The organism is Bradyrhizobium sp. OAE829 (assembly GCF_040546575.1).
In the GTDB taxonomy this organism is placed as follows: Bacteria; Pseudomonadota; Alphaproteobacteria; order Rhizobiales; family Xanthobacteraceae; genus Bradyrhizobium.
Map to the genome: position 1 here is coordinate 1,521,147 of NZ_JBEPOE010000001.1, position 19,046 is coordinate 1,540,192.

Annotated in this window: 20 protein-coding genes; 7 read left to right on the plus strand and 13 right to left on the minus strand. The window is 62.9% G+C overall.

Annotated elements, in window-relative coordinates; translation table 11 throughout:
• Positions 1–4 precede the first annotated feature (4 nt).
• On the minus strand, positions 5–1,006 hold the full coding sequence (locus ABIE49_RS07595) for a Bug family tripartite tricarboxylate transporter substrate binding protein (RefSeq protein ID WP_192740240.1): 1,002 nt from the start codon (positions 1,004–1,006) through the stop codon (positions 5–7).
• Positions 1,007–1,889: 883 nt separating this feature from the next.
• On the opposite strand from ABIE49_RS07595, the gene ABIE49_RS07600 reads away from it, so the two are divergent.
• Complete coding sequence (locus ABIE49_RS07600) at positions 1,890–2,282, plus strand: ClpXP protease specificity-enhancing factor SspB (RefSeq protein WP_354066651.1); 393 nt, start codon at positions 1,890–1,892, stop codon at positions 2,280–2,282.
• A gap of 2 nt (positions 2,283–2,284) precedes the next feature.
• On the opposite strand, the gene ABIE49_RS07605 is transcribed toward ABIE49_RS07600, so the two are convergent.
• The 4 genes from ABIE49_RS07605 to ABIE49_RS07620 form a co-directional block, all read right to left on the minus strand.
• Positions 2,285–3,103: a hypothetical protein gene (locus ABIE49_RS07605; RefSeq protein ID WP_192740239.1), complete on the minus strand. Its 819-nt coding sequence runs from the start codon at positions 3,101–3,103 to the stop codon at positions 2,285–2,287.
• Between the two features lie 9 nt (positions 3,104–3,112).
• A complete protein-coding gene (locus ABIE49_RS07610; RefSeq protein WP_192740238.1) occupies positions 3,113–3,901 on the minus strand; it encodes a 2-keto-4-pentenoate hydratase in 789 nt (262 codons plus the stop codon).
• Positions 3,902–3,970: 69 nt separating this feature from the next.
• Positions 3,971–4,336, minus strand: a complete 366-nt coding sequence (gene dksA, locus ABIE49_RS07615; protein WP_092509290.1) for an RNA polymerase-binding protein DksA — start codon at positions 4,334–4,336, stop codon at positions 3,971–3,973.
• 210 nt (positions 4,337–4,546) lie between these two features.
• Positions 4,547–5,158 carry an NAD(P)-dependent oxidoreductase gene (locus ABIE49_RS07620; RefSeq protein WP_192740237.1) on the minus strand — a complete coding sequence of 204 codons (612 nt, stop codon included), beginning with the start codon at positions 5,156–5,158 and terminating at the stop codon, positions 4,547–4,549.
• Between the two features lie 121 nt (positions 5,159–5,279).
• Between ABIE49_RS07620 and ABIE49_RS07625 the strand changes: the two genes are divergently transcribed.
• A complete protein-coding gene (locus tag ABIE49_RS07625; protein WP_192740311.1) occupies positions 5,280–5,651 on the plus strand; it encodes a winged helix-turn-helix transcriptional regulator in 372 nt (123 codons plus the stop codon).
• Between the two features lie 27 nt (positions 5,652–5,678).
• Here ABIE49_RS07625 and ABIE49_RS07630 read toward each other — a convergent pair whose 3' ends face one another.
• The gene (locus ABIE49_RS07630; protein ID WP_192740236.1) at positions 5,679–6,092 is read right to left on the minus strand and encodes a flagellar assembly protein FliX; all 414 of its coding nucleotides are present in this window, start codon (positions 6,090–6,092) and stop codon (positions 5,679–5,681) included.
• 264 nt (positions 6,093–6,356) lie between these two features.
• Between ABIE49_RS07630 and ABIE49_RS07635 the strand changes: the two genes are divergently transcribed.
• From ABIE49_RS07635 to ABIE49_RS07650, 4 genes are all read left to right on the plus strand, one after another.
• Positions 6,357–7,481, plus strand: coding sequence for a flagellar basal body P-ring protein FlgI (locus tag ABIE49_RS07635; RefSeq protein WP_192740235.1), 1,125 nt, complete (start codon positions 6,357–6,359; stop codon positions 7,479–7,481).
• The gene (gene flgJ, locus ABIE49_RS07640; RefSeq protein ID WP_192740234.1) at positions 7,481–7,831 is read left to right on the plus strand and encodes a flagellar assembly peptidoglycan hydrolase FlgJ; all 351 of its coding nucleotides are present in this window, start codon (positions 7,481–7,483) and stop codon (positions 7,829–7,831) included. The genes ABIE49_RS07635 and flgJ overlap by 1 nt, the downstream gene beginning before the upstream one ends.
• Before the next feature lie 16 nt (positions 7,832–7,847).
• Positions 7,848–8,339, plus strand: coding sequence for a hypothetical protein (locus ABIE49_RS07645; RefSeq protein WP_192740233.1), 492 nt, complete (start codon positions 7,848–7,850; stop codon positions 8,337–8,339).
• 142 nt (positions 8,340–8,481) lie between these two features.
• Positions 8,482–8,859 carry a hypothetical protein gene (locus tag ABIE49_RS07650; RefSeq protein ID WP_192740232.1) on the plus strand — a complete coding sequence of 126 codons (378 nt, stop codon included), beginning with the start codon at positions 8,482–8,484 and terminating at the stop codon, positions 8,857–8,859.
• A gap of 12 nt (positions 8,860–8,871) precedes the next feature.
• On the opposite strand, the gene ABIE49_RS07655 is transcribed toward ABIE49_RS07650, so the two are convergent.
• The 3 genes from ABIE49_RS07655 to ABIE49_RS07665 form a co-directional block, all read right to left on the minus strand.
• Complete coding sequence (locus ABIE49_RS07655) at positions 8,872–9,237, minus strand: hypothetical protein (RefSeq protein WP_192740231.1); 366 nt, start codon at positions 9,235–9,237, stop codon at positions 8,872–8,874.
• 29 nt (positions 9,238–9,266) lie between these two features.
• Positions 9,267–9,632, minus strand: a complete 366-nt coding sequence (gene flaF / locus ABIE49_RS07660; protein ID WP_192740230.1) for a flagellar biosynthesis regulator FlaF — start codon at positions 9,630–9,632, stop codon at positions 9,267–9,269.
• A gap of 297 nt (positions 9,633–9,929) precedes the next feature.
• Positions 9,930–11,924: a flagellin N-terminal helical domain-containing protein gene (locus ABIE49_RS07665; protein ID WP_354066653.1), complete on the minus strand. Its 1,995-nt coding sequence runs from the start codon at positions 11,922–11,924 to the stop codon at positions 9,930–9,932.
• 313 nt (positions 11,925–12,237) lie between these two features.
• On the opposite strand from ABIE49_RS07665, the gene flbT reads away from it, so the two are divergent.
• Positions 12,238–12,660, plus strand: a complete 423-nt coding sequence (flbT, locus tag ABIE49_RS07670) for a flagellar biosynthesis repressor FlbT (RefSeq protein ID WP_192737716.1) — start codon at positions 12,238–12,240, stop codon at positions 12,658–12,660.
• A gap of 71 nt (positions 12,661–12,731) precedes the next feature.
• On the opposite strand, the gene ABIE49_RS07675 is transcribed toward flbT, so the two are convergent.
• The 4 genes from ABIE49_RS07675 to msrB form a co-directional block, all read right to left on the minus strand.
• Positions 12,732–14,603, minus strand: coding sequence for a flagellin family protein (locus ABIE49_RS07675; RefSeq protein WP_192737717.1), 1,872 nt, complete (start codon positions 14,601–14,603; stop codon positions 12,732–12,734).
• A gap of 7 nt (positions 14,604–14,610) precedes the next feature.
• Positions 14,611–16,494, minus strand: a complete 1,884-nt coding sequence (gene flgK, locus ABIE49_RS07680; protein ID WP_192737718.1) for a flagellar hook-associated protein FlgK — start codon at positions 16,492–16,494, stop codon at positions 14,611–14,613.
• A gap of 46 nt (positions 16,495–16,540) precedes the next feature.
• A complete protein-coding gene (locus ABIE49_RS07685) occupies positions 16,541–18,349 on the minus strand; it encodes a flagellar hook-basal body complex protein (RefSeq protein ID WP_192737719.1) in 1,809 nt (602 codons plus the stop codon).
• 188 nt (positions 18,350–18,537) lie between these two features.
• Positions 18,538–19,035, minus strand: a complete 498-nt coding sequence (msrB, locus tag ABIE49_RS07690; RefSeq protein WP_192737720.1) for a peptide-methionine (R)-S-oxide reductase MsrB — start codon at positions 19,033–19,035, stop codon at positions 18,538–18,540.
• Between the last annotated feature and the right edge of the window lie 11 nt (positions 19,036–19,046).

Below are 19,046 nucleotides of genomic sequence, written 5' to 3' on the forward strand. Positions count from 1 at the left end.
CCCCTCACCCCGGCTTGATCCCCGCCGCCTGCATGATCGGCAAAAGCCGCTTTTCCTCGTCGTCGCGGAATTTGCTGATCTCGGCTGACGACGCCGGCCAGGGCGTGGCGCCAAGCTCGGCGTAGCGCTCCTGCAAGACGCGATCGGCGAGCGCCTTGACGGTGAGCGCGCTTACCTGCGCGACAAGATCGGCCCTCATGTTCGCCGGCCCGATCAGCGCGGTCCACGACGTCATCGCATATCCCGGCAGCACCTCGGCCATCGTGGGCACATCAGGAAGTTCGGGAATGCGCTTCAGCGAAGTGACGGCGACCGGCCTGACCTGGCCTGCGCGCACGCTCGGCAACGAGCCGGGCAGATTGTCGAACAGCAGATCGACGCGGCCGCCGAGCAGGTCCGTCAACGCCGGCGCGGCGCCGCGATAGGGAATGTGATTGACCTCCACGCCGGCCATACTGTTCATCATCTCGCCCGACAGATGCAGCGTGGTGCCGAACCCCGCCGAGGCGTAAGTGTATTTCTTCGGCTCCTTCCTGAACGCGGCCAGCAATTCCCTGATGTCCGAGGAGAACAGATCCTTCCTCGCCACCAGGATATTGGGCAACTGCCACATGCCGCCGATGAAGGTGAAATCGGCGCGCGGATCATAGGGAAGCTTTGCGTAGCTTCCGATCGCCAGCACGTTGCTGGCGATGCCGCCGAGACCGAGCGTGTATCCGTCCGGCGGCGACTTTGCCACCGCATCTGCCCCCAGCACGCCGCCCGCGCCAGCCTTGTTCTCGACGACGAAGGACTGTCCGGACAGGTCGCTCATCTTCTGGCAGATGATCCGCGACAGCGTATCGGTGGCGCCGCCGGCCGGAAAACCGTTGACGTATTTCACCTGCCGCGTCGGCCAGGCTTCCTGCGCGAACGCGTCACGCCCGACGAGATACGGCGCGGCAATCGAGCCGCCGAGCATGGCCAGCAATTTGCGGCGGTTCACAGGCGTGATCTGCGGCATCATTTTCCCTCCCTGGCGCAGGTGCCTGCTTGATTGGTCGGGCAAGGCTTGCTGCGCTGGGACAGCGTAGTGCGTCGTTCTCCGGCGTGAAAGAGCCGAACAGCGCTCCGTCAAGTCAAATACATGCGGCTTATTGGCCCGACGGGCAAATCAGTTCTGTTTTCCGGAATTCATGTCAAGCCCCGAAACAAAAAATATTTCTGTTTACCAGAATGAAAATCAGGTGCATATGTTTGGCCATCCCGTCCCACACAGAGGGCGTCGGCCGTCGTCACGGACGTTGGACGGGTTGCGGTGGACGCTGGTGTCGCGAAGACGTAACGCGACAGAGGCGTACGGCAAAACCGTGTGGTCCTGGCGCCCGTTGCAGGCGTCAAGCTGTCGGAGAAGCGCAAGCGGGAACGGCAGCGACGGAGTCAACCAAGAACTCGTCTCCGGGGAGATCACGGCATAAGCCGTAAAGCCATTGCGCAGGGAAGGCCGGGTGTTCTCCGCTGCCCTGTATGCTCGTGTGCACTTTGTTTTGTGCAAACCGCACACGAGACCGCGGGTGCAGCGCGCACCCGGTCTTCCCTGCGCCCTCTCATGAGAGGGCGGGAAGTTTCTGGCAAAGCTCGGGCGCAATGCGTCGCGAGATCGCGAAGTCATATTCCGCTCATCGCCCGGCTTGACCGGGCGACCCAGTATTCCAGAGACGCTGATGATAGAGTCGAGAAGCCGCGGCGTACTGGGTCCCCCGCTTTCGCGGAGGACGACAGCGATGTATGGAGCCGCACCATCCTGTGACCACGCGCACATTCGAAGCCGCGCTGGCCTACCGGATTGAACCCATGTGCATTCAGAGGTCACTGACGCATGAAACAGTGTAACAACACGAGACGAACCAATGCAGGCGACCACAACGAGAAAAGCAGGAATCCTGTTCGCCGTGCTGGCGACCATGTTCGCCGCATCCCACGCGGTGGCGGCTGAACCTTGCAGCACGACGCCGGCGCGTTTCAACATTGCCGAGACGCTGTGGCACGCGGCCGAAGAACATCCGGTCCATATCACCTTCACGACCCGGACCGAGGGCGTGAAAATGCCGGGGTATCTCCTGGAAAAATATCCGAGCGAGATGACCGTCGTCCTGCAATATGAATTCGGCAAGCTGACCGTGAAGGACGACCGCTTCGAAGTGCTGGTGTGGTTCAAGGGGTATCCGGAACGGTTCGTCGTCCCCTTCAACGCCATCAAGGCGTTCTATGACCGCACCGAGTTGAAGTGCTCGGGTAGCTAAGCTCACTCAGGCGTGGCGCGGCGGATCAATGCGCAGAGCCCGGTCATGCGGGCAATCGGATGCTCGACGAACAACCGGCACGATTTCAGCACGCCCGCAAGCGCGTCCGGCGGCGTCGCAGGCTTCAAATGCGACGCCAGCATCTGACCATGCGCATGCCCGAGCGCGCGTGTCGCACGCGTCAGCGCATCGAGCCGGCCGTCGGCTTGCAGCGGCGCGAGCATGGTTCGCACCAGCGCCAGATACGCCGGCCAGTACGCCAGATGCCGGTACATGCTCGCAATCAGTTGCGGTTCGGTGTCCTCGCCGAAACCGTTCAATTCGCCAACCAGCCGCGCCACCTCGGGATCGAGCGCGTCCATCGGCGGCAGTTCAGGAATCTTGACGCCGGAGGGCGGGGCTGCGGAGCTGGCGGCCGTGACCGTACCGGCCGGGTGCGGTTCGAAATGCGCGAGCAACGCCGACAGCACGGTCAGCGCCAGCGCATTGGTGTGTTGATAGCTGTCCAGCACATTGCGAATGATGGCCTGGTCGGATTGATCGATGCCGGCGGCGAGCAACGTGTCGGCGGAAAATCCGGGCAGGTCGGGCAAGGCGATCGTGCGCCTGATCGATTCGGCATGCAGCGGTGCGTCGCCGAGATAAAGCGGCCGCACCAAAGCCCAGGTCCAGGGCAGCGCGCCCGGCATGGTCGCAAGGTTGCGCCAGATCAGATTGACGACGCTGGTGCCGAGCACCTTTCGGATGTCGGCGAATATCTCTGCGATTTCACCGCGCGCGTCGGCTTCGAGAATCGAGGGAACGCTCTCCTGCCCTTGCATGATTGCCGCTCAGTCCCGAAAGCTCGCCGCCACCGTGCCGAGCCCGTCGAGCTCCATCACCATGCTGTCGCCGGCATTGAGCCACACCGTCTTCACCAGGCTGCCGGTGAGCACGATCTGCCCGGCGTGCAATCCCACGCCCTCCTCGGCCAGATGATTGGCGAGCCAGGCCAGCGCGTTATGCGGATGCCCGAGCACGTCGGCGCCCGTGCCGCGCCCGACTTCGGTGTCGTTGACGATGGCGCGGCCGACCACCTCGAGCAGATTGGGCGCCGCGGTGCGCGGGATCGCCTGACCGAGCACGCAGCCGGCGGCGAAGAAATCATCGGCCACCAGCGTCGGCGCGCCCATGGTTTCCCATTTGGCGTAGCGGTCGTCGACGATCTCGATCGCGGGGTGATAGGCCTCAATCGCCTCCATCACCCACTCGGCCGTGAACGGCGCTTCCGACGGCGACAGATTGCGCGCGAGCCGGACCGCGATCTCGCACTCGACGCCGACGCGGACGTAATCGCCGAAGCGCAGCTTGGCGCCGGACTCATGCACGCCCTTGGCGAACACGCCGCCGCCGCAGGGATGGGGGATGTCGAGATATTGCTGCATCACCGCGCTGGTGCAGCCGATCTTGTAGCCGACGAGGCTGCCTGTCTGCGGCAACAGCAGATCGTGGACCGCGCGCTGAACCTGGTAGCCCTCGGCCTCGTCCCGCGGCACGAGTTCGCTCGAAAGCGCGGCCAGCGGCGAACGGCTGCGGCGGGCGCTTGCGATGCGCTTGGCGGCCGCGAGAATTTTGTCCATCGGCGGCAGCTCTCTCGTTGCAATCCGGCAATGCCGACCGCGCGCTGCGGTCAGATGCCGGAGGTTACTCTACTCGTCCCGATAAACCTTTTCACGCTTCTCGTGACGCTCCTGCGCTTCCACCGACAGCGTTGCGATCGGGCGGGCTTCCAGCCGCTTCAACGAGATCGGCTCGCCGGTCTCCTCGCAATAGCCGTAGGTGTTGTCTTCGATACGCTGCAGCGCCGCGTCGATCTTGGAGATCAGCTTGCGCTGGCGGTCCCGGGCGCGCAGTTCGATCGCGCGATCGGTTTCGGAAGAGGCGCGATCAGCCAGATCTGGATGATTGACGTTCTCTTCCTGGAGGGTCTGCAGGGTGATTTTCGATTCCCGCAGGATCTCGTCCTTCCACGCCAGCAGCTTGGCGCGAAAATAATCGCGCTGGCGGTCGTTCATGAAAGGCTCTTTTTCGGAGGGTCGATAATTCTTCAACTTTTCCAATGTCAGCCTATCTACAAGTGCAAGGCGGAACAGAAAATCGTCCGTCCGCGCGCGCCTTATATAGCGGCGAGTTGTGACAGACAATATCGGCCCTGCGGCAAGGAAGGCCGCCCCGGAGCGCATACACAGACAAAACTGTGCACCGCAGCGGGGCAGCCCGCTTGGTCAGTAACCGACGGTAAAACGCTGCCGGAGGTGGGCCGGACGCTCGATTTCGTCGGCGAGTGCAACTGCGAAGTCCTCGAAGGAAATCCAGCTTTTGCCGTCGGACGCGGTCAAAAGCTGGTCGGTCCCGAGCCGGAACTTGCCCGTCCGCTCGCCGGCCGTGAACAGGGCCGAGGGCGACAGGAAGGTCCAGTTCAGCTCCTTTTCCTGCCGCAGCAGGTCGAGAAAGGCGCCGCCCTTCTCGGCCTCGGCCTTGTATACCACGGGAAAATTCGGCGTCGTAACCAGCCGGACGCCCGGCGCCACCTCGAGGCTGCCGGCGCCGCCGACCACGAGGTAGCGGCCAACCTTCGAATCACGGGCGGCGGCAATCAGCCGGACCGGGTCGCTGTCGAGGAAATGCACCGAGCTGATCGCGGCATCGTGGCCGGCGAACAGCGCGGCCAGACCGGCCTGGTCCTGCACGTCGCCCTGCTTGGCCGTGACGCTGGGCTGGCTCGCGATCTTCTCCGGGTGGCGGGCAATGGCGGTGATGGTGTGGCCGCGGCTGGCCAGTTCGGTGACGATACGCGATCCGGCATTTCCGGACGCGCCGACGACGGCGATCTTCATCTTAGGTCTCCTTGCGATGAGATGGATGTGGTATCCAATGGTGACTAGATAACGCAAAGAGCGTAGGTGTTAAGAGAGCACTTTGAACTCACCTGATTACGCCGGAGTAACCGCCATGAAAATGAAACCCGACGCCTATGCCGCCAATTGTCCGACGCGCCAGATTCTCGATCGCGTCGGCGACAAATGGGCGGTGCTGATTCTGCTCCTGGTGCGCGACGAGCCGATGCGCTTCAACGCGCTGCGCCGCGCCATCGAAGGCATCTCGCAGAAGATGCTATCGCAGGTGCTGAAGAGCCTGGAGCGCGACGGGCTGATCAAGCGCCGCGTCATCGCAACCGTGCCGGTGACGGTGGAGTATTCGATCACGCCGCTGGGAGCGACGCTGTCGACAGCCGTCGATGCCTTGCGCGATTGGGCGGAAAGCAATCTGAAGGAAGTGCTGAACGCGCAGCGCCGCTACGATGCGCAGCGCAATGCGATGGCGGCGTAACAGACGGGATGTGAGGAAGCGCGAAGCCTAGAACTTACCAGCCTTGGCCAGTTCGACTTCGACCCGAAGCTCGATCTCCGCCAGGACGGCATCGAGGCCGGGATCGCCGGAGGAGGATTTCAGGTTGGCCGCGGCATCGCGCAGCCGGTTCATGGTGGCGGTGTCGAGATTGCCGGACAGCAGCCCGAGCTTGAGTTCGTCGAGCACGTCGAGCGCGCCGCGCCCGCGCGCCACCGACCTCTTGCGGCGCTCGGTCGGATCCTCGACGCCCTGCATCGCCAGCAGTGCGTCGATGCTGCCGGCGGCTTTCGGCGGTGCCGCGGAGCGGGTCTCGTCCGGCGTCGCCGGCGCATCCGGCAGCGAGAAGCCGGTCGAGCTGGTTCGCCGCGTGCTGCTCGCGGGCGATCCAAGCGTGGTGCCGTTCGGTCCGTAGATGCGCATCGTCGTGAATCTCGCCGGTCGATTGCAGGCAGCTTCGCCGCTTTATGGTTAATGCCGCGTAAACGACCCGGCAAAATCTGCCGCCGCGCGGCAGTTTCGCCGGTGCCGCGAGATCGGCCGGATCGCGCACCACCGAACAAAGCATAGCACTTTCAACGGACTAGACCACCGAAACCGCGTGGCACCGATCTCGCATAGTTAATCGCGGGCTACCGTCATGGGAGTGGCGCGTCGTCCGGGAACGACTTCTAGGGGAGCATTGGGATGCCCGGCATCCATACGGCGAGAATGTTGCGGGTAGGCTGCGCAGCGCTGCTGGCGCTGGCGTTGTCGGCCATGTCCGCAGGCGCGACCTCGCGGATCAAGGACCTCGCCAATATCGAAGGCGTGCGTCAGAACCAGTTGATCGGCTACGGCCTCGTCGTCGGCCTCAACGGCACCGGCGACACGCTGAACAACATCCCCTTCACCAAGCAGTCGCTGCAGGCGATGCTGGAACGCATGGGCGTCAACATCCGCGGCGCCACCATCCGCACCGGCAACGTCGCCGCCGTGATGGTCACCGGCAACCTGCCGGCGTTCGGCACCCAGGGCACGCGGATGGACGTCACCGTTTCCGCGCTCGGCGACGCCAAGAACCTGACCGGCGGCACCCTGCTCGTCACCCCCCTGCTCGGCGCCGACGGCAATGTCTATGCGGTCGCGCAAGGCTCGCTCGCGATCTCGGGCTTCGCGGCGGAAGGCGCCGCCGCCAGCATCACCCGCGGCGTACCGACCAACGGCCGCATCCCCAACGGCGCCATCATCGAGCGCGAGATCGAATTCGCACTCAATCGCCTGCCCAATGTGCGGCTGGCGCTGCGCAACGCCGATTTCACCACCGCCAAGCGCATCGCCGCGGCCGTCAATGATTTCCTCGGCGTCAAGACCGCCGAGCCGATCGATCCCTCCACGGTGCAGCTGGCGATCCCAGCCGAATTCAAGGGCAACGTCGTCGCCTTCCTGACCGAGATCGAGCAATTGCAGGTCGAACCCGACCTCACCGCCAAGATCGTGATCGACGAACGCTCCGGCATCATCGTGATGGGCCGCGATGTGCGCGTCGCCACCGTGGCGGTGGCGCAGGGCAACCTTACGGTCTCGATTTCCGAGAGTCCGCAAGTGAGCCAACCCAATCCGCTGTCACGCGGCCGAACCGTGGTGACGCCGCGCTCGAGCGTGTCCGTTTCCGAAGACGGCAAGAAATTCGCGGTCGTCAAAGACGGCGTCTCGCTGCAGCAACTCGTCGACGGGCTCAACGGTCTTGGCATCGGTCCGCGCGACCTGATCGGCATCCTGCAGGCGATCAAGGCCGCCGGCGCGATCCAGGCCGACATCGAGGTGATGTGATGCAAAGCAGCTCGAACGGCATCAGCAATTCGTACCCGAAATCCACGCTGATCAACGGCCGCAACGATCCGCAGCTGGCCGAGGCCCTGACCAAGATTTCGCCCGAGGCGCAGAAGAAGACCCGCGCCAAGGCACAGGACTTCGAGGCGATGTTCCTGAACTCGATGTTCTCGCAGATGACCACCGGCGTCAAAGGCGAAGGCCCGTTCGGCGATACGACGGGCACCGGCGCCTGGCGCTCGATGCTGACGGATGAATATTCGAAGTCGTTCGCCAAATCCGGCGGCATCGGAATCTCCAACGACGTCTTCCGTACCTTGATCCTGCAGCAAGCCAACCGCGCCGGCTGAGATAGGGAACCCCGACATGAATCAGCGCCCGCAAGCACAGCCCGCCGCAGTTACGGCACGCGCGATTTCCTCGCCGGTCGAGGCCCGCAAACTCGCGGAAGACCTGATGGACGTGATGAGCGGCCTGCTCGGCATCATCGAGCGCGAAACCGAACTGGTTCGCGCCGGCAAGATCCGCGAGGCGATGGAGCTTGAAGGCCAGAAGGGCGAGCTGTCGCGCCGCTACATGGTCGCGGTCGAGCATCTGAAGAACTCGCAAAAATACCTGGCGCAGGTATCGCCCGAACTGCTGACAACGTTGCGGCGCCATCACGACACGTTCCGCGCCATGCTGCAGATCAATCTCACGGTGCTTGCGACCGCGCATGCGGTGTCCGAAGGCATCGTGCGCGGCGTCAACGTCGAGATTCAGCGCCGCAACATCCCCAACACCTATACGGCGAGCGGCCAGCGCGCGACGCCAGGGCCGCGCAACATGACGCCGCTCGCAGTGAGCCGCTCGCTCTAAACATCTAAAATTTTCGACAAATTCGCGCCCCCGTATAGGCACGGGATTCAGCGCGTTCCCTAACACCGTGTTGAGGGGTGGGAAGTTATATTGCGGTTTGAGAGGGGTTGGGATTTGACTCGAAGCAAGCCTGGAGGCTGCCATGAGTACAGATTTCAACATCAAACCGGTGGGGGCACCGGTTGCCGCGCCGATTGTTCAACCGATCAGCGAAGCGGCGCATAATGCGGTCGCGACCGAATTGCCGGCGCCTCAGAGCGTGACGGCGTCGGACGCCGGCGCACGCAGCAGCGATTCCCGCGCGGTCCATGTATCGATTTCGAATCCATCCGTCTCGAACCAGGTGGTGATCGATCGCGACGCGCGAGCGGTCGTCTATCAGGTGGTCGACAACCGGACCAGCCAGGTGGTGAAGCAGTTTCCGGAAGAAGCGGTGCTGCGCCGCCGCGCCTATTTCCACGCCCTCGACCTGACCAGGGACGCGCCGCAGCGTCTTCGCGTTACCGACCAGCGGGCCTGAAGGCCCGCTAATTCAGGTTTCGTGGGTCGCGTAAGCCTTGTCCAGATAGGTCTGTCCGCTGACGGGATCGGTGACGACGGTGTTGATCTCGGCCTTGCCGTTGCTCGCCAGCGTGAACTTGGTGTCGCCGACCCGGAACGAATTATTCCGGATCAGCACGTCCTGATATTTGCTGGTAGCGCCGCTCTGGTAGTGCACCTTGGCGCGAAAGCCGGTGACGTTCGAGACCGAGATCTTGAACGACTTGTTGTCGGCATATTTGCCGGTCCAATCGCCCTGATAATTGTCGGGATTGACCGCGAAGTACGGCGTATTGGAGGGTACGGTCTGCCCGACCGTCTTGTAGTTGGCCGACAGGATGCTCAGGACGTCGGCCATGCTACGGCTCCCCTACCCTTAAGGCCGTGTCAGCCGCGGCCGGCCAGGCCGGCGGCCAGGTTGCAGTTGATGTCGATCAGCGCTTTCAGCTTGGCCGGATCCGGGCTCATCTGCATGTCGACCGTCTGCTTCATCACGAACACACCGATATTGGCGATCTTCTGACGAACCTCGATCGGCTGCGGATTCTCGTCGGCCGTCGCCGCGCTCATGAAAATCGACCAGAGCCGGCGATTGAACAGCAGCGCGTTCTCCAGCGCCTGGCCGGGACCGGCCCAGTTGGTCTGGACTTCCTGGAGCTGTCGTGCGGCCTTCAGCAGCGCCTGCGCTTCGATTTCACGGGGGGACGACGTCGCGTGCGACGTACGAGCGTAGGCCTGGGCTGCATTGGACATTCAGGAAACCTCGGTGGGAGCGGTTGGCAGTGACCGCGGGACTGCAAGAACTGCCCAACTTTCATACAAGTCCGGCCTTTAAATATGGTTAGCAACCGTTACCATTTGTGTCGGCGGTCCGGCGGAAATCCATATTTTCAGCACCATGCCCGCGGTGCGTTCTGATGAGATTAAGATCGAAGCCAAAATTTTTCGCTTTGATGCGTTTTGTCGGCAACGACCCGACATTTTTTCTCTCACCCAAAAAGAAAAACGGCGGGGTTTCCCCCGCCGTCTTGAACGTTGATGTGGCTGAACTTAGCGGAGCAGCTGGAGCACGCTCTGCTGGCTTTGGTTGGCCAGCGCCAGCGCGGACACCGCGATCGACTGGCGGGTCGACAGCGCCTGGCTGTTCGCCGCTTCCTCGTTGGTGTCGGCCAGCGTCAGGTTCGACGAGCCGGTCTGCAGCACGTTGATCAGGTTCTTGTTGAAGTCCTGACGGATCTGCACGATCGACAGGTTCGAACCGAAGGCCGAAGCCTGCGAGCGCAGCGTGGACGACGCGGTGCTCAGCGAGGTCACGATGTCGTTGACCGCCGAGTTGTCCTTGAAGGCGCCCGAGCTCAGGACATCGAGACCGAGGCCGGCCGGGTTGAAGTTGACGCCCTGGATGCTCAGCGTCGACTTGCCGGTTTCGTTGAACGTCAGCTTCAGAGTGTCGCCGCCGAGCAGGTTGACGCCGTTGAAGGACGCGTCCTGCGAGGTGGTGGTGATCTGATTGATGATGTTGTTGTACTGGGTGACCAAATTGTCGCGGGTCAGCTTGGCCGATGCGTCGACGACCGGAGCCGGCGCGGTGGTGCCGGCAGCGAACGCCTGGCCCGCGCCGACCGCGGTACCGGTGATCGCACCGATCGTGGCCGAAGCCGCGTCGTTCGTCGTGGTGATCGACAGCTTGCCGGACACGAACGTGGCCTGCAAATTGTTGGCGGCGAGGGCATCGTTCAGCTGATTGAGCGAGCTGATGCGGCCAGCACCCGCACCGAACACGATGTCGGTGGCAGTGCCGCCGCCCGTCGCGCCGATCTGCAGGGTCGCGCCGTCCAGAACGCCCGGGCTTTGCGTACGGGCCTGCGTCACGCCGCCGGCCAGGCCGAGCGCGCTGAGAGCTGCGGCATTGCTGCCGGTGATCGTCAAGTCGCTCAGCGTGCCGGTGTTCAGCGTGATCACGCCGCCGGTGATGGTCGAGGGCGTCGACGAACCGGTCAGGCCGTCGATCTTCGCCAACAGGCCGGTGACGTCGCTGTCGACCTTGATCTGGTTCGGATCGCTGCCGACCGTGTTCGCCGCCACGAAGGTCAGCGTCTTGCCGTTGACAGTGAGGGTGTCACCGACCGCAAAGCCGTTCGACAACGAAGCTGCCGAGCCGTCGCCGACGTTCAGCTTGGTGGTGCCGGCCAAGGTACCAGCCGTCACGGCGCCACCGCCACGAGCGCCAACGCTCTGGTTCGCATTGCTGATGCCGAGCTTGGCGAGCGCTGTGCCGCTCACGGCGAGGTTGGAAGCCGTACCGGTGTGCAGGGTGATGACGCCGCCCGTTGCCGTCGAGGCACTGGACGTATTGCCCGACAGGGTGTCGATCGCCGCAACCAAAGAGTCGAGCGTGGTATCGACGCCCATCGTATAGGCGTTGCCGGTCCCGACGAGGCCATTCGCGCCGGCTTGGAAGGTGATCGTCTTGCCATTGACAATCAGCGTGTCGGCAGCAGCGACCGCAGTGGTGAGGGCGAGGTTCGACAGAAGCGAAGAACCGGTCGCGTTGCCCACCGGGGCGGCCGTCGTGAGCTGGGTGCCCGCGGTCAGCGTCGTGCTGGTATACGCAGCGCGCTGCGGAGCCGAAGTACCGACGAACGCGGCGCTGACCGGATCCTGAGCGGCGACGAGATTGTCGGCCGTTGCGCCGTCGATCACGGCGGACGTGAAGGACGACTTGGTCGAGAAGCCGACCGTGGTCTGCAGCGCCTGATTGGCGACGGACTTGGCGGAGTCGACGAGCTTCTGCAGCGAGGTGATGCCGGTGTTGGCAGCCTGCAGGACCTGCACGCCGTTGCCGATGCTGTCGAGAAGGTTGTTGATGTCGCCGGCGCGGCTATCGAGCGAGGCGGCGGTGAAATAGTTGGTCGGATTGTCGAGCGCCGTGTTGACCTTCTTACCGGTCGAGAGGCGGGACTGCGTGGTCGCGAGAAGATCAGCAGTCGACTGCAGCGAGAGAAGGTTCTGGCGAACCGAGGCCGAAAGAACAATACCGGACATGTTTCATACCTTTCTGGTGTGAAATTAAGACGAGCCACTATCCCGACCTCTCGATCGGGCGACGCCTCACTCTGAAACCAAGTCTCTAAGAAAAAATGAATCCAATCGATAAGCCCCGCATAATAGAGGGTGAATTTCGAATTAATGGCCGCCGCGGGCTTCGATCCCGGGTTCTTACGGGGCGCGCTCCGCAACGCCCGGTAACGCAGGCACCATCGGCCGATTTACGATTGGTTAACCATCATCAGGAAGGATGCCGAATCTGCCGGCGGGCACCCAGAACTCGCGCAACAAGCGTCAATGGAGAACAGGCATGGCCTTGAAAGTCGAGCTCAAGCCGCACGAACGAATCATCATCGGCGCCTGCGTGGTCACCAATACCGACCAGCGCGCGAGGCTCCTGATCGACGGCGACAGGATTCCGATCCTGCGCGAAAAAGATATCCTGACCCCCGAGACCTCCGACACCCCGGCCAAGCTGATCTATCTCGCGGTGCAGCTGATGTACCTGTCGCCTGACCCGATGGCCCATCACCCGACTTATTTCAGCCTGGTGCGCGACATCCTGACCACGATGCCGAGTGCATGGCCCTTCATCGAAGGGATCAACAACTACATCCTGAACGGTGACCTCTATCACGCGCTGAAGGAATCGAAAAAGCTGATCGCCCATGAGGAGCAGATTCTCGAAAGCGCACGAAAGCTCCAGAACGATCCCGGCCGCCAGTCCGCCTGAGCATCGCAGTTGCGCCAGACGAAAAAGGCCTCCGCAAGGAGGCCTTTTTGCTTGAGTTGCAAGCCTTCCGATCAGATCGGCAGGAACTTGGTCAACGTGGTCTGGTAGAGCATCGAGGTGGTTTGATACGACGCCTGCAGGTTGGTTTGCAGCGCCAGAATCTTGGTCGCCACCTCGTCCGCATTGATCCCCTCGATCGAGTCGAGCATCGTCTGCGCCATTCCCTTGAGCTGGGTTTGACGATCGGTCGCCCCCTTGATCGCGGTCTGCGCGCCGGCGATTTCCGCCTGCATATCCTGGATCGACTGCTGCCCGTTCTGCGGCGCCAGGTTTGCCGAGATGCGCTGTTGCAGCGCGTTGATCTGCGCTTTTGAATTCGGGTTGTTGGCGTTGGTCGTGACCGCGGCATACACTGCGATGTTCTGCAGCTGATAGCGCAGCGCTTCCTCGTTGGCACGCGCGCCGTATTGCACCGTGACGGCCTGATCGACCCGCGCGATCGCGGTGCCGCGCGCGGAATCGGCGCCGACTTCACCGGTGTACCAGGACACCGTGTTGGCTGGAGTGCCGCCGATCAAGTTCGTAGCGGTGGCGAACGGTGGGCCGTTGACACGCAACGGCGCAGGCGCAGCGGTTGCCGGGGCCTTGAAACCAAGCGCCGCAAATGCCGCCGTGTTCGAGCTGCTGATCGAGAGATTCTCGTTGTCAGCGCCATGCAACGTAATCGCTCCGCCGTTGACGGTCGAAGGCGTCGTGGCACCGGAAATCGAATCGATCTTCGCCAGCAGCGCCTGAACGCTGTCGGTGACGTTGAGCTGGTTGCCGGTTGCGCCGGAGGCCACGAACGTGATCGGCGTCCCGTTGACGGTGATGGTGTCGCCCGCCGCGAAGCTCGGAGCCACCGAATCCGTTGCCGCGGCGCCGGATAACAGCGTGGCGCCCGTGATCGGCGCCGGGACCTGGCTGGTGACGGCGCCTCCCGTGATCGTTGCCGACGGGTTGAAGAAATTGTCCGATGCGGCGATCGCCGATGCCGCAACCAGCGCGGTATCCCCGAGCGCCTGGATCGACGACGTCAGCGCAGCCTGCAGGTTCGCGGTCGTCGCGTCGGTGTCGACGCCGATCAGGAACGAACCTGATGGCGCCGGGCTCGTCGTGGTCGCGGTCAGCGAGATCGTCTCGCTGGTGCCGTCTGGCAGATTGAAGTTGAACGAAATCTTGTCGCCCTCGTTCGGATTGACGGCGCCGAGATCGATCGTTGCAGACGGCGGCGCGCCCGCCGGCTGCGTCACGGTCGCACCGGTCAGCGACGAGGTGATCGCGCCGAGCTTCAGCCCGAACGACGAGCCGTCCTCGCCAAGGCTGGTGACGGTCGTGGTCGCGGGCGGCGACGAGACGGTGAGATGCGCCATGTTGCCGACGCCCTGATCCGCCTGCCGGCGCTCGTTGATCAATTGCGTCAACCCGGCCTGCGTTCCCGAGCCGGCGAGCATCACGTCGGCCGACACCGTCGCAGCCTTGTCGGTGGTGCGTCCCGAAAAAAGATAGCGGTCCCCCGACTGACTGTTGAGCAGCGAGACAGCGTTGGAGAACGCCGCCTGCGCCGTGATCTGCCCGGAGGTCTGGCCGTTATTGTTGAGCACGATGGTGGACGAACTCGCGGCGCTTTTGACCGACGTACCGATGTTGGTCATGCCCTGCAGCGCCAGGTTGAGAACGCCGATTCTCGTATTGACGTTGGTCGCGGTGTTGGCGAACGCGTTGATGCTGCTGACCTGCGCCCGCAGGCTGAGCGCAAACCCTCGATCGGCGCCCTGCCCCGCATAGGTCGTCGAGACCTTCCCGCTCGCAAGCTGTTGCGTCAGCTCATTGAGCTGATTGCGGAGCCCGATGATCGAGGTCCCGATATAGGATGTCCTGCCACTAACGCCATCGATAGACATGAAATCCTCACATGGACTGGATCAGCGTGTCGTACATCTGCTTGATGGAAGACATCACGCGCGCGTTGGCCGAATAAGCATTCTGCAGCGCCAGCAGATGCGCCATTTCGTCGTCGATATTGACGCCGGAAGTCGCGCTCACCTTGTTCTGCAGGGTGTTCAGCACGACGTTCTGTCCGTCCGCCAGTTGCTTGGCGGCATTCGCCGCCTCGCCCTGCTGGCTGATGAACTGCCTGGCGAAGTTGGTGAGCGTGCCGGTGAACGGCGCCCCCGTGGTGCCGATGCCGGTCGTCGGCGAGTAGCGATAGGACCCCGTCGACAATTGCGTGAGAATGAAGTCTGAACGCGCGGTATCGCCGGCGGCGGTCAGCGGATTGGTGGAATATATGATGGTGCGCGAGGGATCGCCGAGCAACGCCGTATTGACGCTGATGCGGGCGGCCAACCCGATCTGCTGCGAGCCGTTAGCGGTGATCGCCCCGCCGTAAGGCGCGCCGTTGTCGGTGAACAACGGCAGTTGCACGTTACCGCTGGTAAGCGATGTCATGGTCGTGGTGACCGAGGCAGCGGTGACGTCCGAACGGTTCGGAGCGCCGTCGTCCAGCACCCGCAACACCGAGCCCGATGGGTTTGAGAACTGAAGGTCGGCGGTCGCTCCAAGCGCGGCGTTGAGCTGCGAAATGACCGAGCCCATGCCGGCGGAGAAATCGACGCCAAGAACCTCATCGTTCGGATCGAGCGTTGCGGCGTTGGTCAGCGGCAGCACGCCCGGATCATCGACGCGCATGATCGAGAGATTATGCGTGGCGCCGGTGATGTTGTTCTTGTAGGTGACGTGAATGACGTTGCCGGACTGGAGCCCGGCGAGATCGAGATCGAAACCGGCCTGCGGCGCGACCGATCCGGGAGCGGCGGTGCCGGCCGTGGTCTTGTCCGACAGCGCGCTCGACATCGACGCCGCGAACTGATCGATCTGCGCCTGTGCTTGCACCAGCGTCTTGTCGCGCAGTTCGAGATAGGCGGCGATCTTGCCGGATCGGATCGAATTGGTCGACACCATGTCGTAACTGCCGCCATGCGGAAAGTTGATGGTGATGGTGCCGACGTTGTTTTTCGTTGGATCGTTACTGTACAGCGTGTTGGGCGTCATCGTGCCCTGCGCATTGAAGCTCAGCTGCGACGCCTCGGTGCCGACCAGCTGCACGCCGGAATTGGTGAATATCGTCACCTGATTGAGATTGTTGGTGACCGTCCTGATATCGATCAGCTGCGACAGCTGATCGATATACTGATCACGCTGATCGAGCAGCGAGGCCGTCGAAGCGTCGGTCTGGCCGTTGTTCTGCAGCTGGACGTTGATCGCCGCGATCCGGGCCATGGCGTTGTTCGCGCTGATCACGGAGTCGTTGATGCCGCTCTCGGCGTTGGCACGCAGGTTCTGAATGCCTTGCGTCGTCGAGTTGAGCTGCTGCGCCATCGCCTGCGCCGCGGCGACCGCGCCGATACGCGCCGACTGCGAGTCCGGGCTGGTCGACAAGTTCTGCATCGCCGTCAACAGGGTGTTGAACGCGTTCTCGATGGTGCCGCTTTCGTCCGGATTGCCATAGACGTTCTGCAGATTGGCGAGATAGGTCGAGCGGACGGCGGAGTAAGACGCGCCGGAGTTCTCGGTCCGCAATTGGGTCTGCAGATACTGATCGAGCTGCCGGTTGACGCCGTTGATGAGGACGCTCGATCCGAACTCTCCGGTCGTCCCCGCGACCTGGTTGAGCGTCTTCTTGACGTAACCCGGCGTCTCCGCGTTGGCGACGTTCGACGAGACCAGCGCGAGCGAGGCCTGCGTCGCGCGCAGGCCGGACATCGCGGTAGAGAGAGCTTGACTCAAACCCATGACTAAATGCCCATCTCAAATCGTATCGAGGACGGCCGCGTCGGAATTATCGCAGCACGTTCAGCAGATCCTGCACCATCGTGTTGGAAGTGGTGATGACCTTGGTGTTGGCCGAATAGGCCTGCTGGGTCACGATCAGCTTGGTGAACTCGTCGGCGATGTCGGTGTTGGATCCTTCGAGCGACGAACCGACGATGGTCCCGGCCTTGCCGAACAGTGCACCGCCGGATTCGTCGGTCACCTCGAAGGCGCCGCCGTTGACGCGTTTGAGGAAGTTGGTGCCGTTGAAGGTCGCGATCGATATTTCGGCGAGATCGAGGTTACGGCCGTTGGAATAGTTGCCGACGATGCGGCCGTTGGTGCTGACGCCGACCGACTGCAACTGGCCGGCGGGGAAACCGTCCTGCTGGATCTGGTTGACCTGGACGTTGCCGTTGGCATCGGCGAACTGGGTCACACCACCGGTACCGAAGTTGATGACGGGGCTGCCCAGCGAGATACCGTTCACAACGGCGTTCGAGAGCGTGATGGAAGGAATCGCGGGCGACATCTGGCCGGAGGCGGAGAAAGTGAAATTGGTGTTGACGTTCTGCCATGCGACCTGCGTGCCAGTCGCATTGGCGTTGACCTGATAGAACATGTTCCAGGTATCGGTGTGGCCCGCACCGAGGGAGGAACTGTCGGTCTTGGCCCAGCGGAACTGCAGGTTCACCGGTGCGCCTGACACGTCATAGGTGGTAACCGCACCACCGGCGACGCTTTGATCGAGGAATGTCGAGTTGTCGTTGCCGACCACCTGTCCGGTGCCGATCGTACCGCCGCCGCCGCGAGTCGCGGTCGCGGTGCCGCCGGTGAAGCCGAGGGCTGCGAATGCCGTGGAGTTCGAACTGGTGACCGTGAGGTCGGACGTCGTTCCGGTGTGTAACCTGATCGAGCCGGCCGTGATGGTGGACGGGATCGCGGTTCCCGTGATCGAGTCGATCTTGGCGAGCAAGTCATCGATGTCGTCGGTAATGTTGAGCTGATTGCCGACGGCACCCGCCGCCACGAAGGTGACCACGGTGCCGTTGATCGTGATGGTGTCGTTCACGGCAAAGTTAGCGGCGATCGAGTTGGTGCCCGCCGCGCCCGAAAGCTGTGTCGCGCCGGTATTGAAAACCGATGGCGTCGCTTTGTTGCTCTGCACGGTGCCGTTGGTATAGGAGTCGGTATACGGCGCCGGAGGTGTCCCTACCACCAGCGGATTGTGTCCTGTGCTGAACGATCCCGGCGCGATCAGTTCCGATCCCTGCACCGACGTATCGTGTCGCGTCGTGAACGGATAAGAGGCGAGGTTGGCGCGGTAATCGATCTTGGTGGTTTCCTGCGCCGGCAGGAAGTCGTTCTGGAATTTGAGAACCTGCGGCGAACTGCCCGACGGGTTGCCGGTGGTCGGGTCGATCGGAACACCCTGGAGATAATAGCCGGCGCCGTTGACGAGATAACCGCTCTTGTCGATCTGGAAGTCGCCGCGCCTTGTGTAACGGTCGACGCCGTCGAACACCGGCGTGCCGTCGGTGAAGGTGCCGGGCTTTTGCACGGCGAAGAAGCCGGCGCCGTTGATGGCCATGAAGGTCGCGACCGAGGCCGTCTGCACGTCACCTTGCACCGAGTTGGTGCTGCGCGATTGCGTGGTGACGCCGCCCGCCAACTGCTGGGTCGACGCGGTCTGCGGAATGAGATCGAGGAAACTGGTGTCGACGCGCTTGAACGCCGTGGTCTGCGAGTTCGCAATATTACCCGAGACGTTTTCCAGTGCGTACGACTGCGAGCGGAGGCCGCCGACGGCTGTCGTAAGAGCGCCGAAGATACCCATGACATATTCTCCAAATTCGATCCGGGCGGCTCGCCGGTCTCACGTCATTGCAGGCCGCGTCGGGAGAAGATGTCGCAAGCGTCGTGCCAAATACAAAAATCCATATATGCCAATGGCTTAAACAAAAAACCCCGGTCCGAAGACCGGGGCACAATTGCCGGGCGGGCAACATTTGCCGGGCGCAAGCGTCACGAAGGCGACGACGACGCCGGGTGGAACACCATCCCAAATCCGTCGATGCAATAGCGCAACCCCGTCGGTTTCGGGCCATCGTTGAAGACGTGACCGAGATGGCCGCCGCAGCGCCTGCAATGCACCTCGGTGCGCAGCATGCCGTAGGTGCGGTCCTCGGTCTTGCCGAGCGCGTTGTCGAGCGGCTGGTAGAAACTCGGCCAGCCGGTGCCGCTCTCGAATTTCGTCTCCGAGGCGAACAGCGGCAGGTCGCAACCGGCACAGGCAAAGATGCCCTTGCGGTGCTCTTTCAGAAGCGGGCTCGAGCCCGGACGCTCGGTGCCGTGCTTGCGCAGGATTTCATATTGCTGCGGCGTCAGCTGCGCGCGCCACTCGGCGTCGGTCTTTTCGATCTCGAACTTCTCGGCGGCCTGCGCGGGCGTACGCAACCAGCGGAAGGCCACAAGGCCGAACAGGCCGGCCACAGATGCGAGCAGGATACGGCGGTCCATCATCGGGGTCTCCG